This window comes from Kosakonia sp. AG348, assembly GCF_003337365.1.
GTDB lineage: Bacteria > Pseudomonadota > Gammaproteobacteria > Enterobacterales > Enterobacteriaceae > Kosakonia.
On the sequence record NZ_QPJR01000001.1, the window covers coordinates 85134 to 98895 of the forward strand.

Annotated in this window: 16 protein-coding genes; 11 read left to right on the forward strand and 5 right to left on the reverse strand. The window is 53.0% G+C overall.

All coding sequences use genetic code 11. The features are described from left to right. Positions 1 to 15 precede the first annotated feature (15 nt). From murJ to rimJ, 4 genes are all read right to left on the reverse strand, one after another. Complete coding sequence (gene murJ, locus DFO56_RS00465) at positions 16 to 1554, reverse strand: murein biosynthesis integral membrane protein MurJ (RefSeq protein ID WP_045507060.1); 1539 nt, start codon at positions 1552 to 1554, stop codon at positions 16 to 18. 107 nt (positions 1555 to 1661) lie between these two features. Then, positions 1662 to 2585: a Gfo/Idh/MocA family protein gene (locus DFO56_RS00470; protein WP_045507057.1), complete on the reverse strand. Its 924-nt coding sequence runs from the start codon at positions 2583 to 2585 to the stop codon at positions 1662 to 1664. A 2-nt stretch (positions 2586 to 2587) separates the two neighbouring features. Next, positions 2588 to 3235 (reverse strand): YceH family protein, encoded by a 648-nt coding sequence (locus DFO56_RS00475; RefSeq protein WP_045507054.1) that lies wholly within the window; start codon positions 3233 to 3235, stop codon positions 2588 to 2590. A gap of 9 nt (positions 3236 to 3244) precedes the next feature. Further along, positions 3245 to 3829: a ribosomal protein S5-alanine N-acetyltransferase gene (rimJ, locus tag DFO56_RS00480; RefSeq protein WP_020457425.1), complete on the reverse strand. Its 585-nt coding sequence runs from the start codon at positions 3827 to 3829 to the stop codon at positions 3245 to 3247. A 237-nt stretch (positions 3830 to 4066) separates the two neighbouring features. On the opposite strand from rimJ, the gene mdtH reads away from it, so the two are divergent. The 10 genes from mdtH (at position 4067) to DFO56_RS00530 (ending at position 11492) form a co-directional block, all read left to right on the forward strand. Further along, positions 4067 to 5275, forward strand: coding sequence for a multidrug efflux MFS transporter MdtH (gene mdtH, locus DFO56_RS00485; RefSeq protein ID WP_017456394.1), 1209 nt, complete (start codon positions 4067 to 4069; stop codon positions 5273 to 5275). 65 nt (positions 5276 to 5340) lie between these two features. Continuing rightward, positions 5341 to 5988 carry a glutaredoxin 2 gene (gene grxB / locus DFO56_RS00490; RefSeq protein WP_020457423.1) on the forward strand — a complete coding sequence of 216 codons (648 nt, stop codon included), beginning with the start codon at positions 5341 to 5343 and terminating at the stop codon, positions 5986 to 5988. A 123-nt stretch (positions 5989 to 6111) separates the two neighbouring features. Beyond that, the gene (locus tag DFO56_RS00495) at positions 6112 to 6672 is read left to right on the forward strand and encodes a lipoprotein (protein ID WP_045507051.1); all 561 of its coding nucleotides are present in this window, start codon (positions 6112 to 6114) and stop codon (positions 6670 to 6672) included. Between the two features lie 116 nt (positions 6673 to 6788). Then, entirely contained in the window at positions 6789 to 7829 is a 1041-nt protein-coding gene (pyrC, locus tag DFO56_RS00500; RefSeq protein ID WP_045507048.1) for a dihydroorotase, read from the forward strand. Positions 7830 to 7904: 75 nt separating this feature from the next. Further along, positions 7905 to 8150 carry a DNA damage-inducible protein I gene (gene dinI, locus DFO56_RS00505; protein ID WP_017456390.1) on the forward strand — a complete coding sequence of 82 codons (246 nt, stop codon included), beginning with the start codon at positions 7905 to 7907 and terminating at the stop codon, positions 8148 to 8150. Between the two features lie 277 nt (positions 8151 to 8427). Beyond that, entirely contained in the window at positions 8428 to 8682 is a 255-nt protein-coding gene (gene bssS / locus DFO56_RS00510; protein WP_017456389.1) for a biofilm formation regulator BssS, read from the forward strand. Positions 8683 to 8802: 120 nt separating this feature from the next. Continuing rightward, positions 8803 to 9921: an N-methyl-L-tryptophan oxidase gene (gene solA, locus DFO56_RS00515; RefSeq protein ID WP_045507045.1), complete on the forward strand. Its 1119-nt coding sequence runs from the start codon at positions 8803 to 8805 to the stop codon at positions 9919 to 9921. A 51-nt stretch (positions 9922 to 9972) separates the two neighbouring features. Beyond that, entirely contained in the window at positions 9973 to 10089 is a 117-nt protein-coding gene (locus DFO56_RS00520; RefSeq protein ID WP_020457419.1) for a YceO family protein, read from the forward strand. Positions 10090 to 10348: 259 nt separating this feature from the next. Further along, entirely contained in the window at positions 10349 to 10915 is a 567-nt protein-coding gene (locus DFO56_RS00525; protein WP_020457418.1) for a cytochrome b, read from the forward strand. A gap of 1 nt (position 10916) precedes the next feature. Continuing rightward, the gene (locus DFO56_RS00530; RefSeq protein WP_020457417.1) at positions 10917 to 11492 is read left to right on the forward strand and encodes a YceI family protein; all 576 of its coding nucleotides are present in this window, start codon (positions 10917 to 10919) and stop codon (positions 11490 to 11492) included. Positions 11493 to 11526: 34 nt separating this feature from the next. Here the strand turns inward: DFO56_RS00530 and DFO56_RS00535 are convergent, their stop codons facing one another. Further along, on the reverse strand, positions 11527 to 12576 hold the full coding sequence (locus DFO56_RS00535; protein ID WP_045507042.1) for a rhodanese-related sulfurtransferase: 1050 nt from the start codon (positions 12574 to 12576) through the stop codon (positions 11527 to 11529). Positions 12577 to 12793: 217 nt separating this feature from the next. Here DFO56_RS00535 and DFO56_RS00540 point away from each other — a divergent pair, with 217 nt between their 5' ends. After that, positions 12794 to 13714 carry a Kdo(2)-lipid IV(A) acyltransferase gene (locus DFO56_RS00540; RefSeq protein ID WP_020457415.1) on the forward strand — a complete coding sequence of 307 codons (921 nt, stop codon included), beginning with the start codon at positions 12794 to 12796 and terminating at the stop codon, positions 13712 to 13714. Positions 13715 to 13762: the final 48 nt, after the last annotated feature.

A 13762-nucleotide genomic window follows, 5' to 3' on the forward strand; every position in this document is an offset into this window, starting at 1 on the left:
CTTCGCTGAACAGACTTACACCGTAGTCCGCCGCGCGAACTCTTTCACTTTAAAGCCCAGCAGCGCAAGCGTGGCGAAATAGGCCATCACCCCGACCAGCACGACAGCCATCAACCGCAGCAGGCGATAAGGCATAGTGCCAGTTGACCACTCCGGCATGACATACAGCATGCCCATTAATGCCGCTGCCATCACCAGCACCGCAACCACCAGACGCAGCAGGAAACTTGCCCAGCCCGGCTGCGGCGTAAAGATCTGCTGCTTACGCAGTTGCCAGTAGAGTAGCCCGGCGTTCAGACAGGCAGCCAGACCAATCGACAGCGACAACCCGGCGTGTTTCAGTGGCCCGATAAACGCAAGGTTCATTAATTGCGTCATCACCAGTGTGACAATGGCAATCTTCACCGGCGTTTTAATGTTCTGTCGCGAGTAGAAGCCCGGCGCCAGCACTTTGACTACGATAAGCCCCATCAGCCCCACCGAGTAGGCGATCAGCGCGCGCTGGGTCATTGATGCATCAAACGCGGTGAATTTACCGTACTGGAACAGCGAAACGGTCAACGGTTTCGCCAGAATGCCGAGCGCTACGGCGCTCGGCAACGCCAGCAGAAAGCAGAGCCGCAGCCCCCAATCCATCAGGCGGCAATATTCGTCGTGGTTCCCGCTGGCGAAACTTTTTGACAACGACGGTAACAGGATAGTGCCAAGCGCCACGCCAAGCACGCCGGAAGGAAACTCCATCAGGCGGTCAGCGTAATACATCCACGACACGGAGCCGGAAACCAGAAACGAGGCGAAAATGGTGTTGATGATAAGTGAGATCTGGCTGACCGAAACCCCCAGAATGGCCGGCCCCATCTGTTTGATAACCCGCATCGCCCCGGCATCGTGGAAGCTGATGCGCGGCAGCACCAGCATGCCGATCTTCTTCAGGTGCGGCAGCTGATACACCAGTTGCAGCACACCGCCGACCGTAACAGCCCAGGCCAGCGCCAGTACCGGCGGGTGGAAATAGGGAGCAGCAAACAGCGCAAAGCCAATCATGCTGATGTTTAAGAATGTCGGCGCAAACGCCGGCACCGAAAAGCGATTCCAGGTATTGAGGATCGCCCCGGCCAGCGACGCCAGCGAGATCAGCAGAATGTAAGGGAAGGTAATGCGCAGCAGTTGCGAGGTTAAGTTGAATTTATCCGCCGTATCGGCAAAACCCGGTGCGGTGACGAGGATCACCCACGGTGCCGCCAGCATCCCGGCCACGGTGACGATGGCCAGCGCCAGCGTCAGCAACCCGCAGACATCGGAGACAAACACCCGCGTCGCATCTTCACCCTGTTTGCTTTTGTACTCGGCGAGGATCGGCACAAAGGCCTGAGAAAACGCCCCCTCTGCAAAAATGCGGCGCAATAAATTCGGCAGTTTGAACGCCACGAAAAAGGCGTCGGTCGCCATTCCCGCACCAAACACCCTTGCCACAATGGCGTCGCGCGCAAAACCCAGCACGCGGGAAAACATTGTCATGGAGCTGACAGCCGCCAGCGATTTTAATAGGTTCATTCTGGTTTCCATAAGACACAACGCCTGCAATGCAGGCGTTGATGTACAGCGAAGCGCTTAGTCTACAGGGAAAAAGGCGAATTACTATCGCCAGATGTTACCGGGCATTATTCACTCATCGCCTCGCGCCAGAGCTTGTCTACCACGCGCTGGGCGAGGATCGCTTGCTCACCTGCGGTTTCCGGAACTGTCTGATTTTGCACGCATTCAATGAAATGGCGGGCGCATCCGGCGAAACCGCGCTGCTCCAGCACACTCTGCCAGCCCGCCACCGGACGGGCGACAACGCCCTGCCCGCGCTCTTCGCGCCACTCGCGCATGTCGGTTATGTCGAATAAGCCGCCGTCCGTCACCGCCTGAACCCATTCCCGCTGGCTGCCCGCCCGGCGATGCATGCTGGTGGTAATTTGCAGGTGTTCAACACTGAAATGGTGCTCGGCATAAATCATAGCGCCATCGTCATTGGTCAGCAGCGTCCCGCTTTTTAATTGCGCGGTACCGCCCGCCAGCCATAGCGCGGTATCCACAACGTGCAGGTAGTCATCCAGCAGGGTGAAGCGTAAATCATGCGGCCCGACGCTGTCGGTACGGTGTTTATCCATACGCAACGAAGCGGCCTGCGGCATCTGCTGTTTTAGCTCGCGGTAAAGCGGGGAGTAACGGCGGTTAAACCCGACCATCAGCGTCAGTTTTTTACGTGCGGCCAGCTCAATAAGCCGCTCCGCATCCTGTAAGTTTTCCGCCAGCGGTTTATCCACACAAACGTGTACACCGAGATTGAGCAACTCACTGACGACCGCATAGTGTGAAGCCGTGGAAGTGTGGACAAAAACCGCATCGCATTGTGCCGCCAGGGAAGCCAGCGAGTCGGCATACGGAATGCGCCAGGTTTCGCACACGCGCAGCGCCTTTTCCCGCGTTGGCGACCAGGCCGCCGCCAGCGTCCAGTCAGTTGCTGCGCCTAACACCGGCAACCAGGCCTTTTGCGCAATGCCGCCAAGCCCTACCACACCGATACGTAAAGTTGTCACTGTTAATCTCCCAGATGTGCGAGCAGCGAATCGAGACGCTGCTTCAGTTCAGCCACTTCCGCTTCCAGCGCATCGACACGCGCTGCCAGAGACGCATCCGGCGGGCTGACGGCTTCCACAACATTCACCAGCGTCTGCACATCGCCGCTGAAAAGATGCATAAAGCGGCTTTCGCGTTTGCCCGGCTCTCTCGGCAGACGCACCACATACGGCCCGTCTTCACGCGTCGCCAGATGTTCTAACGCATTTTCCACTTCAGCCATATCGCTGAACTGATGCATCCGTTCGCCGCGGGTGCGCAACTCGCCCGGCGTTTGCGGCCCGCGCAGTAACAGCGTAGTGATCAGCGCCACTTCGGCAGAACTAAGTTTGAGATCGCCAAATTCCGAATTACAAAAACGCTGCTCATATTTTGTCACCCGGTTACCAAAACCGCTTACCGTGCGCAGATAATGGCGCTTGACCAGTTCATCCAGCACCGTTTGCACCTCGTGTTCAGCAAGGTTCATCACCGGTTCACGGTTGGTTTTTTGATTACAGGCAGTGACAACACCATTAATGGAGAGCGGGTATTGCTCCGGCGTCGTCACCTGTTTTTCCAGTAAACAACCAATCACCCTCGCCTCGACGGCGGTTAATTGATACTTCATCAAAACTCCTTAGCGACCGGGGGTCCATTCCTGCGTGGTTAATGCGGTAAGCACGTGATCGCGCCATTGCCCGTCAATTAACAGATACGATTTGGCATAGCCCTCTTTTTCAAAGCCAAGCCTCGCCAGCAAATCACCGCTGCGTTTATTGTGCGGCATGTAGTTCGCCATAATACGATGCATATGTTGCGTGCGTTGCATATAGCGAATGGCGGTGGTGAGCGCTTCGAACATCAGCCCCTGCCCCTGCCATTTCTGGCCGACGGAATACCCCAGATAACAGGCATGAAAAGAGCCGCGCACCACATTTGAGAAATTCGCCACGCCAATTATCTCTTTCTCTTCCGGATCGAGCAGCGCAAAGTAGAATGCGGAACCCTGTTTATGAAATTCATTGATCATGCTCAGGCGCGCCTGCCAACCGGAAGGATAACAATGGCTTTCATCGCGCACGGGTTCCCAGGGTTTTAAAAACTGACGGTTTTCGGCGTAATAATCCGCCAGCCGCCAGGCGTCGCGCTCATGCACCAGGCGAACCACCAGGCGGTCTGTTACTAAGCGTACTTTCGGCACGTTACTGCGATAGCCAAACATGCATTACCACTCCTTCCGTTTTACGACTCTTTTAACCCCTTCCCTTTACTATACAGTTGCTCCGGGGCTGTGGGAAAACAGCAACATGGCATTTTCTGCGTCAAACACCATTTTCGATGAAAAGTCTCAATCAAAGGCAGACGTTGATAAAAAAATATTGTCACCACGAAGATGGGAAAAGGCCCGGCGAAACCGCAGAATAAGAAGGTCTTATCTTTCTTATTTCCCGGAGGGGAAATGGCGCGCATATCGCAGGCAAGGAGCCTGGGTAAATATTTCCTGCTTGTCGATAATATGCTGGTTGTTCTCGGCTTTTTCGTTGTCTTCCCACTGATTTCTATCCGCTTTGTTGACCAGCTTGGCTGGGCGGCGTTAATGGTCGGCATTGCGCTCGGTTTGCGTCAGTTTATTCAACAAGGGTTGGGGATTTTTGGCGGTGCGATTGCCGACCGCTTCGGCGCCAAGCCGTTGATTGTCACCGGCATGCTGATGCGCGCGGGTGGTTTTGCCGCGATGGCGGTGGCGCATGAACCCTGGCTGCTGTGGCTTTCCTGTATTCTTTCCGGGCTGGGCGGCACGCTGTTTGATCCGCCGCGCTCCGCGCTGGTGGTGAAACTGGTGCGCCCTAATCAGCGCAGCCGTTTTTTCTCGCTATTAATGATGCAGGACAGCGCGGGCGCCGTTATTGGCGCGCTGCTTGGCAGCTGGTTGCTGCAATATGACTTTCGTCTGGTATGTGCGGCCGGTGCGCTGATGTTTATTTTATGTGCCGCATTTAACGCCTGGCTGCTACCTGCCTGGAAACTCTCAACGGTGAAAGCACCGGTGCGCGAAGGTCTGACGCGTGTGCTGCGTGACAAGCGCTTTGTGACTTACGTGCTGACCCTTACCGGTTATTACATGCTGGCGGTGCAGGTCATGTTGATGCTGCCGATTATGGTTAACGACATTGCCGGCTCACCGGCGGCAGTGAAGTGGATGTATGCCATTGAAGCCTGTCTGTCGCTGACGCTGCTCTACCCTATTGCTCGCTGGAGTGAAAAACGCTTTCGTCTTGAGCATCGACTGATGGCGGGTCTGCTGGTGATGTCCTTCAGCCTGCTGCCGGTGGGGATGGTCGGTACGCTGCAGCAGCTCTTCACGCTGATTTGCACCTTCTATATTGGCTCCATAATTGCCGAACCCGCGCGGGAAACGTTAAGCGCACAGCTGGCCGATGCCCGTGCACGCGGCAGCTATATGGGGTTCAGCCGTCTTGGGCTGGCCTTCGGTGGCGCGCTTGGTTATGCCGGTGGCGGCTGGCTGTTTGACGCAGGGAAAGCATTTAACCAGCCAGAGTTGCCGTGGATGATGCTTGGCGTTATCGGGATGATCACCTCCATGGCGCTACTGTGGCAATTTAGCCACAAACGTATTCGCCCGACCATGCTCGAGCCCGGCGCCTGATTTGCACGCCGGTTTTCCCTCTTCCATACTGGTAAATGATGGATAAGCCAGTATGGAGGAGAAACGTGAAACTCTACATTTACGATCACTGCCCGTTCTGCATTAAAGCCCGCATGATTTTCGGCCTCAAGAACATCCCCGTCGAACTCAAGATCCTGCTCAATGATGACGAAGCCACACCGACGAAAATGATTGGCCAGAAAATGGTGCCGATCCTGCAAAAGGACGACAGCCGCTATCTGCCGGAAAGCATGGATATTGTTCACTATGTCGATAAGCTCGATGGCAAACCGCTGCTTACCGGCACGCAAAACCCGAAAATTGAAGAGTGGCTGCGCAAGGTTAATGGTTACGTTAATAAGTTATTGATCCCCCGCTTTGCGAAATCGGCGTTTGACGAATTTTCTACGCCGCAGGCGCGCGCCGGATTTGTGGCCAAAAAAGAGGCCGCCATTGGCGATTTCGCCGAACATCTCAGCCATTCGGCTGGGTTAGCGAAAAATATCAGCGACGATTTACGTGTGCTGGATAAATTGATTGTTCAGCCCAACGCGGTGAACGGAGAACTCTCCGATGATGATATTCATCTCTTCCCGCTGCTGCGTAATCTGACGCTGGTAAGCGGTATCAACTGGCCAAGCCGCGTTGCAGCGTACCGCGACAATATGGCGAAACAGACACAAATTAACTTGCTGTCATCAATGGCTATTTAACCGCCCATGACGGAAGCGCGCCCGCTTCCGTCATGCCTTTCAGCTTTTTCCGCTGGCCTTTATTTAGTGTGTGTCGCATGCTACGCCCCTGCGTCGTAGCATGGCGATCACGTTGAGGAATTCATGAAGAGAATTATTTTTGCCGCAGCATTACTGTTGAGCGGCGTGCTGGTGGGGTGCAATCAACTGACCCAATATTCTATCAGCGAACAGGAGATTAACCAGGCGCTACAGAAGCGCAACGACTTCGCCAAAGACATTGGCGTGCCCGGCGTTGCGGATGCCCATATTGTGCTGAATAACCTGGCCAGTGAAATCGGTCGCGAAGAACCCAATAAAATCACGCTGACCGGTGATGCGAATCTGGATATGACCTCGCTATTTGGCAACCAGAAAGCCATCATCAAATTGAAACTCAAAGCGTTGCCGGTGTTTGATAAAGAAAAAGGCGCGATTTACCTGCAAGAGATGGAAGTGGTTAACGCCACCGTGACACCGGAAAAAATGCAGACCATGTTACAAACGTTGATGCCTTATCTTAATCAGTCGCTGCGCAATTACTTTAACCAACGCCCTGCTTATGTGCTGAAAGAAGACAACAGCAAAGGCGAGGCGCTGGCGAAAAAATATGCCAAAGGGATTGAGGTGAAACCGGGCGAAATTATTATCCCCCTCACCGACTAAATAACAGGGCGCCGCGAGCGCCCTTTTTTTCAGGAAAAGGATGCAAACGAAAACGTTTCCGCTTATTCTTAGTGCCCGGCAAAAAACACCTGTTTCTCACCAGCCGGAGCACTCCAATGACCCAACCCCAGGTTTTGAAAATCCGCCGTCCTGACGACTGGCATGTCCATTTACGTGATGGCGAAATGCTAAAAACCGTGGTGCCGTGGACCAGCGAAACTTACGCCCGCGCCATTGTCATGCCGAACCTTGCTCCTCCTGTCACCACTGTGGATGCGGCTATCGCCTACCGCCAGCGTATTCTTGACGCCGTACCCGCCGGGCATGATTTTACGCCATTAATGACCTGCTATCTGACCGACAGCCTGAGCGCCGATGAAGTCGAACGCGGCTTTAACGAGCAGGTATTTACGGCAGCGAAACTCTATCCGGCGAATGCCACGACCAACTCCAGCCATGGTGTTACCAGCATAGATGCGATTATGCCGGTTCTGGAACGGATGGAGAAACTGGGCATGCCGCTGCTGGTGCATGGTGAAGTGACGCACGCGGATATTGATATTTTCGATCGCGAAGCGCGGTTTATCGAAACGGTCATGGAACCGTTACGCCAGCGCCTGCCGGGGCTGAAAGTGGTGTTTGAGCATATTACGACCAAAGATGCCGCAGACTATGTGCGCGATGGCAATGAGCTGCTGGCCGCGACCATTACCCCTCAGCACCTGATGTTTAACCGTAATCATATGCTGGTCGGTGGCGTGCGCCCGCATCTTTATTGCCTGCCGATCCTGAAGCGTAATATTCACCAGCAGGCGCTGCGCGAACTGGTTGCCAGCGGCTTTACGCGCGCGTTTCTCGGTACGGACTCTGCGCCGCATGCGCGTCATCGTAAAGAGGCCAGCTGCGGCTGCGCCGGTTGTTTCAACGCCCCCACCGCGCTTGGCAGTTATGCAACCGTGTTCGAAGAGATGAACGCCCTCCAGCATTTTGAAGCGTTCTGTTCCGTCAACGGGCCACGTTTCTATGGCTTACCGGTGAACGAAACGTTTGTTGAGCTGGTGCGTGAAGAGAGCCAGGTGCCAGAGACGATTGCGCTGCCGGAAGATTCACTGGTGCCGTTCCTCGCCGGTGAAACCGTGCGCTGGCGCGTTAAATAAAAAAATTATCGCTCCCTGTTGTAATATTTTTCGCTTAACTGTATAAACATACAGTAAATTACACAGGGGGCTATTATGCGCATTGAAGTGACTATCGCCAAAACCACACCCTTACCGCCTGGTGCTGTTGATGCACTGGCGGGCGAGTTATCTCGTCGTCTGAACAATTGTTACCCCGATCGCGAAAACAAAATTACGGTTCGCTATGCCGCAGCAAATAATCTTTCGGTTTTAGGCGGCGCAAAAGAAGATAAAGATCGCATAACTGAAATTTTGCAGGAAACCTGGGAAAGCGCCGACGACTGGTTTATCACCGACTAATTTCTCTTTAAGTTTGTGCTTATTGCCGGGTCGCCCCGGCTTTTTTTGTTGTGTTTTTAAGCGCAATCCTGGTGCAGATCTTTTTTAATAAAAATATATGGTTAAGAGCCCGTTTTCTTATTCAAAAAAATCTAACGGCCGAAAAAACATGTTGCAGAGTGTTTAATTATTCGATCTACAACCCCACTTGTTGGTATACTGAAAAAGCTTCAAATAAAACACGCATTGAACCTCAAGAGTCGTTGTCGAATTAAACACGCCAATAAAGGGGGTTATGATGGTAAAGAATAATGAAGTCATCCAGACCCATCCACTGGTCGGATGGGACATCAGCACCGTGGATAGCTACGACGCACTGATGCTCCGGTTGCACTACCAGACCCCAAACAGAGCCGCTCAGGAAGAGACCGAAGTCGGCCAGACGTTGTGGTTAACGACCGATGTTGCCCGCCAGTTTATATCGATACTCGAAGCGGGCATTGCCAAGATTGAATCGGGCGACTACCAGGAAGATGAGTATCGCAGGCATTAGTGATAATGCGCTATATAGACTCAACAGGCACCCTTGTGGTGCCTTTCTTATTTCTGTCCTTGTATAACGTTCCCAGGTTAATTACCCTCCTGAACACGCATTTGCCTGGAGAACACCACCATGAAATACGATCTCATTATTATTGGCAGCGGCTCTGTCGGCGCAGCGGCAGGCTATTACGCCACGCAAAGCGGGCTGAATGTGCTGATGACCGACGCTCACCTGCCGCCCCATCAGGAAGGCAGCCACCACGGTGATACGCGTTTAATTCGCCACGCTTACGGCGAAGGCGAGAAATATGTTCCGCTGGTGTTGCGCGCGCAGCAGTTGTGGGAGCAACTAGCGGCGGAAAGCGGCGAAGCGGTATTTGACCGTACAGGCGTTATCAATATTGGTCCGGCTGATTCCACTTTTTTGGCTAACGTCGCGCAAAGCGCAGCGCAGTGGCAGCTGGCCGTCGAAAAACTCGATGCCCCGTCACTGATGGCTCGCTGGCCGGAAATCCGGGTACCCGACGATTACATCGGCCTGTTTGAAGCCGACTCCGGTGTGCTGCGTAGCGAACTGGCGGTAAAGACCTGGATCCGTCTTGCCAAAGAGGCGGGCTGCGCTCAGCTCTTCAATTGCCCGGTCACCGCGCTACATCATCATGAAGACGGTATCAGCATCGATACCCGGGAAGGGACATTCCACGGCAAAAAAGTTCTTGTCAGCGCGGGGACGTGGGTGCAAAAACTGCTGCCTGAATTGCCGATACAACCGGTCCGCAAAGTTTTTGCATGGTTCCAGGCCGATGGCCGTTACAGCACCAAAAACAAATTCCCGGCGTTTACCGGTGAAATGCCCAATGGCGACCAGTATTACGGCTTCCCGGCGGAAGACAATGAATTAAAAATTGGTCGTCACAACGGCGGGCAGCTTATCAGCGACGCGCAGCAGCGTAAGCCGTTTGGCGAAGAGCGGGGAGATGGCTCCGAATGTTTCGCTTTCCTGCGCCAGTTTCTGCCCGGCATCGGTGGGTGCTTGTACGGTGCATCCTGCACCTACGATAACTCACCGGATGAAGACTTTATTATTGATACGCTGCCGGGATCCCCGGACACGCTGATTGTCACTGGTCTTAGCGGACACGGTTTCAAATTTGCGCCAGTGCTGGGCGAAATTGCCTGTGAATTTGCCCACGGCAAACGTTCGCATTTTGATTTACAACCTTTCTCACTTTCCCGTTTTACCGGGTAACCTTTCAGCGGCCTCGTTCGGGGTCGCTTATTGCATTTTTACGGAGAGAATATGCGCCGTCTGTTTCATTACTTAATAAATAACGTGCGTGAACATTTGATGCTTTATATTGCGCTGTGGTTACTGATCGCACTGATCGATATTATCTATATCGTATGGGCATCTTGATAAACACTGACAAAAATTGACATATACTTATAAAAATATATTGTCAGGGCAGAATATTTAAACATCATCTCCGCAGCAAAACCTCAATAAATTGAGGACTTACACCACAGTCCACCTAATGTGCTGAATGTTATCCAGCAAAGTCATTCAAAAACGATGATATAGAAAAAATAACGATTCAATAGCGTAATTTTGAGTTGCAATATTGTTTCTCTCCCGCCATTTTAATTTAACCAGTTATTAACTCAGATTAACAATTATGCCATTACGCAATTCACCTGAGCGCTACGGCGCCGTTTCTATTGTTCTGCACTGGCTGGTGGCCATTGTGGTTTATGGTATGTTCGCGTTGGGTCTGTGGATGGTGACGCTGAGCTATTACGACGGCTGGTATCATAAAGCGCCTGAGCTCCATAAGAGCATCGGCATTTTGCTCATGCTCGGCCTCGTGTTCCGGGTAGTGTGGCGTTTTCTTTCCCCGCCGCCAAAGCCGCTCGCCAGCTATTCACGTCTGACGCATATCAGCGCCGTGCTTGTTCATATCGCGCTCTATTTGCTGTTGTTCGGCATTCTTTTCAGCGGCTATCTGATCTCCACGGCCGACGGTAAACCCATCAACGTTTTCGGCCTGTTCGAGATCCCCGCAACGCTTGCCGATGCCGGATCACAAGCCGATCTTGCCGGAAATATTCACCTCTGGCTGGCATGGACAGTGGTTGTGCTGTCCGTATTACATGGCCTTGCCGCGATTAAACACCATTTCATCGATAAAGACGTCACTCTCAAGCGCATGCTGGGAAAATCGTCGCCTGACTCTGGAGCATAATATGAAGAAAATCCTGCCGGGACTCGCTCTCGCTTCGCTGCTGTTCACCACGGGTTCTGCTATCGCTGCGGACTACAAAATTGATAAAGAGGGTCAACACGCCTTCGTTAATTTTCGTATCCAGCACCTCGGCTATAGCTGGCTCTATGGCACGTTTAAAGATTTCGACGGGACGTTTAGCTTCGACGAAGCCAACCCGGCCTCAGACAAAGTGAACGTGACCATTAACACCAACAGTGTCGATACCAACCACGCCGAGCGTGATAAACACTTACGCAGTGCTGAATTCCTGAATGTCGCCAAATTCCCGCAGGCAACCTTTACTTCAACCGAGGTGAAAAAAGCGGGTGACGGGCTGGATATTACCGGCAATCTGACGCTGAATGGCGTCACCAAACCGGTAGTGCTGGCGGCGAAACTGATGGGCCAGGGCGATGATCCGTGGGGCGGCGTGCGCGCAGGCTTTGAAGCTTCCGGCAAAATTAAGCTGAAAGATTTTAACATCACCACCGATCTGGGTCCGGCGTCACAGGACGTTGAACTGATTATTTCCGTGGAAGGCGTGCGTCAGAAGTAAGATTGCGGGAGAGGGGCAACCCTCTCCCCAGGGTTTATTCCGGATCCGGAATGCCCAGTTTGGTATTCAGACGACCACGGGATTTGTTAAAGATTTTGTTGCCATTCTCTCGCCCGGCGCGACGTTTACGCTGCTCTTCTTCCGGCAGTTCGCTCTCTTCTTTGCACAGCTCACTGCAGCAACCATTAAATTTCTCAGCGCAGGCCGGACACTGAATAAACAGCAAATGGCAGCCGTCATTGCGACAATTGGTATGGGAATCGCAGGGAGTGCCGCACTGATGGCAATGAGCAATAACGTCATCGGAAATGCGCTCGCCCATACGCTCATCAAATACAAAGTTTTTACCGATAAAACGCACCGGTAAGCCCTGTTCGCGCGCGCGGCGCGCATATTCGATAATGCCGCCTTCGATATGCCACACTTTAGTGAAGCCGTTATGCTTCATCCAGGCACTCGCTTTCTCGCAGCGAATACCGCCGGTGCAGTACATAACGATTTTCTTATCTTTATGTTCCTGCATCATTTCGACCGCTTTCGGTAGCTGCTCGCGGAACGTATCCGCCGGGATCTCCAGCGCACCAGCGAAATGTCCGACTTCGTATTCGTAGTGATTGCGCATATCAATGAACACCGCATCAGGATCGTCGAGCATGGCATTCACTTCCGCCGCTTTCAGATAATCCCCCACATCGCTGGCGTCAAAACTCTCATCTTCGATACCGTCGGCAACAATCCTGTCGCGGACTTTCATGCGCAGCACCCAGAAGGATTTACCGTCATCATCAATCGCGATATTTAAACGCAGGCCGTCGAGCGCCGGATCGAACGCATAAAGCGTCTGGCGAAAGGTATCGAATTTACTTTGTGGCACGCTGATTTGCGCATTGATGCCTTCATGGGCAAGGTAAATACGGCCAAACACGTTCAACTGGCTAAAAGCCTGGTAGAGCGCGTCGCGCGTGGCTTGCGGATTAATAATCGAGAAATATTTATAGAACGAGACGGTAACGCGCGGTTCCGTTTCCGCGAGCATCCGCGCCTTCAGTTCATCATTGGAGATGCGGTTGTGTAACACTGGCATGGTGTACGTGTCCTGCAAAGTTAGGGGTGAAAAAACGGCGGCATCATAAAGCAAATACTGATAATTTACATCCACACATTTTGCGCTACATTTTCTCTCATTCTAACGATTACGACGCAACAATTCCTGACAAAACAGGCATTCTGTGCGCCATGGTTTTGGTTAATTCCGAAAAAATGCGAGAATACAGGGAATTGTTGCTTCAAACAGGACAGTCATGACGCATTTACCCAAGTTTACGGCATCGCTGCTGCACCCGCGCTACTGGGCTCTCTGGTTCGGGGTCGGCATGCTGTGGTTAGTTGTTCAACTCCCCTATCCCGTGATTTACCGCCTCGGCTGCGGCATTGGCCACCTGGCTCAGCGCCTGATGAAACGTCGCGCGCGTATTGCGCAGCGCAATCTCGAACTCTGCTTTCCGCACATGAGCGAAACAGAGCGGCAGAAAATGGTCGCGAAAAATTTTGAGTCGGTTGGCATGGGTTTGATGGAAACCGGCATGGCCTGGTTCTGGTCCGATCGCCGAATGTCACGCTGGATGGACGTTATCGATTTTGAACATGTCAGAAGTGTGCAGGCGCAGGGGCGAGGAATTTTGCTGATCGGCGTCCATTTTTTGACGCTGGAGATCGGTGCCCGCATGTTTGGTCTGAACGAGCCAGGTATTGGTGTCTATCGCCCGAACGACAACCCGGTTATTGATCTGCTGCAAACCTGGGGCCGCATGCGTTCCAATAAAAGCATGATCGACCGTAAAGATCTCAAAGGCATGATCCGCGCCCTGAAAGCGGGTGATGTCGTTTGGTATGCGCCCGATCATGACTACGGCCCGCGCGCCAGCGTTTTCGCCCCTTTCTTTGCCGTTAAAGATGCGGCTTCCACGTCAGGAACCTGGATGCTGGCCCGCATGTCCCAGGCCTGTATCGTACCTTTTGTTCCACGCCGTAAACCGGACGGTAAAGGGTATGAACTGATTATTCTCGAACCGGAATGCTCTCCTCCGCTCGATGACGCAGAAACCACCGCAGCATGGATGAACAAAGTGGTTGAGCGCTGCATTATGATGGCGCCAGAGCAATATATGTGGCTGCATCGCCGCTTCAAAACGCGCCCGGAAGGCGTCCCCTCTCGCTACTGAATCGATAAAGAGCCTGCAAATGCAGGCTCTTTTTTTGTCATACAAACC

What these genes read in the sequence shown, in the direction of transcription:
- DFO56_RS00495 (WP_045507051.1), top strand. Translation starts at nt 6,112, where the DNA reads ATGAAGAGAATTATTTTTGCCGCAGCATTACTGTTGAGCGGCGTGCTG.
- rimJ (WP_020457425.1), bottom strand. Translation starts at nt 3,829, where the DNA reads ATGTTTGGCTATCGCAGTAACGTGCCGAAAGTACGCTTAGTAACAGAC.
- mdtH (WP_017456394.1), top strand. Translation starts at nt 4,067, where the DNA reads ATGGCGCGCATATCGCAGGCAAGGAGCCTGGGTAAATATTTCCTGCTT.
- DFO56_RS00525 (WP_020457418.1), top strand. Translation starts at nt 10,349, where the DNA reads ATGCCATTACGCAATTCACCTGAGCGCTACGGCGCCGTTTCTATTGTT.
- DFO56_RS00475 (WP_045507054.1), bottom strand. Translation starts at nt 3,235, where the DNA reads ATGAAGTATCAATTAACCGCCGTCGAGGCGAGGGTGATTGGTTGTTTA.
- dinI (WP_017456390.1), top strand. Translation starts at nt 7,905, where the DNA reads ATGCGCATTGAAGTGACTATCGCCAAAACCACACCCTTACCGCCTGGT.
- solA (WP_045507045.1), top strand. Translation starts at nt 8,803, where the DNA reads ATGAAATACGATCTCATTATTATTGGCAGCGGCTCTGTCGGCGCAGCG.
- DFO56_RS00520 (WP_020457419.1), top strand. Translation starts at nt 9,973, where the DNA reads ATGCGCCGTCTGTTTCATTACTTAATAAATAACGTGCGTGAACATTTG.
- DFO56_RS00530 (WP_020457417.1), top strand. Translation starts at nt 10,917, where the DNA reads ATGAAGAAAATCCTGCCGGGACTCGCTCTCGCTTCGCTGCTGTTCACC.
- murJ (WP_045507060.1), bottom strand. Translation starts at nt 1,554, where the DNA reads ATGAACCTATTAAAATCGCTGGCGGCTGTCAGCTCCATGACAATGTTT.
- pyrC (WP_045507048.1), top strand. Translation starts at nt 6,789, where the DNA reads ATGACCCAACCCCAGGTTTTGAAAATCCGCCGTCCTGACGACTGGCAT.
- DFO56_RS00540 (WP_020457415.1), top strand. Translation starts at nt 12,794, where the DNA reads ATGACGCATTTACCCAAGTTTACGGCATCGCTGCTGCACCCGCGCTAC.
- bssS (WP_017456389.1), top strand. Translation starts at nt 8,428, where the DNA reads ATGGTAAAGAATAATGAAGTCATCCAGACCCATCCACTGGTCGGATGG.
- DFO56_RS00535 (WP_045507042.1), bottom strand. Translation starts at nt 12,576, where the DNA reads ATGCCAGTGTTACACAACCGCATCTCCAATGATGAACTGAAGGCGCGG.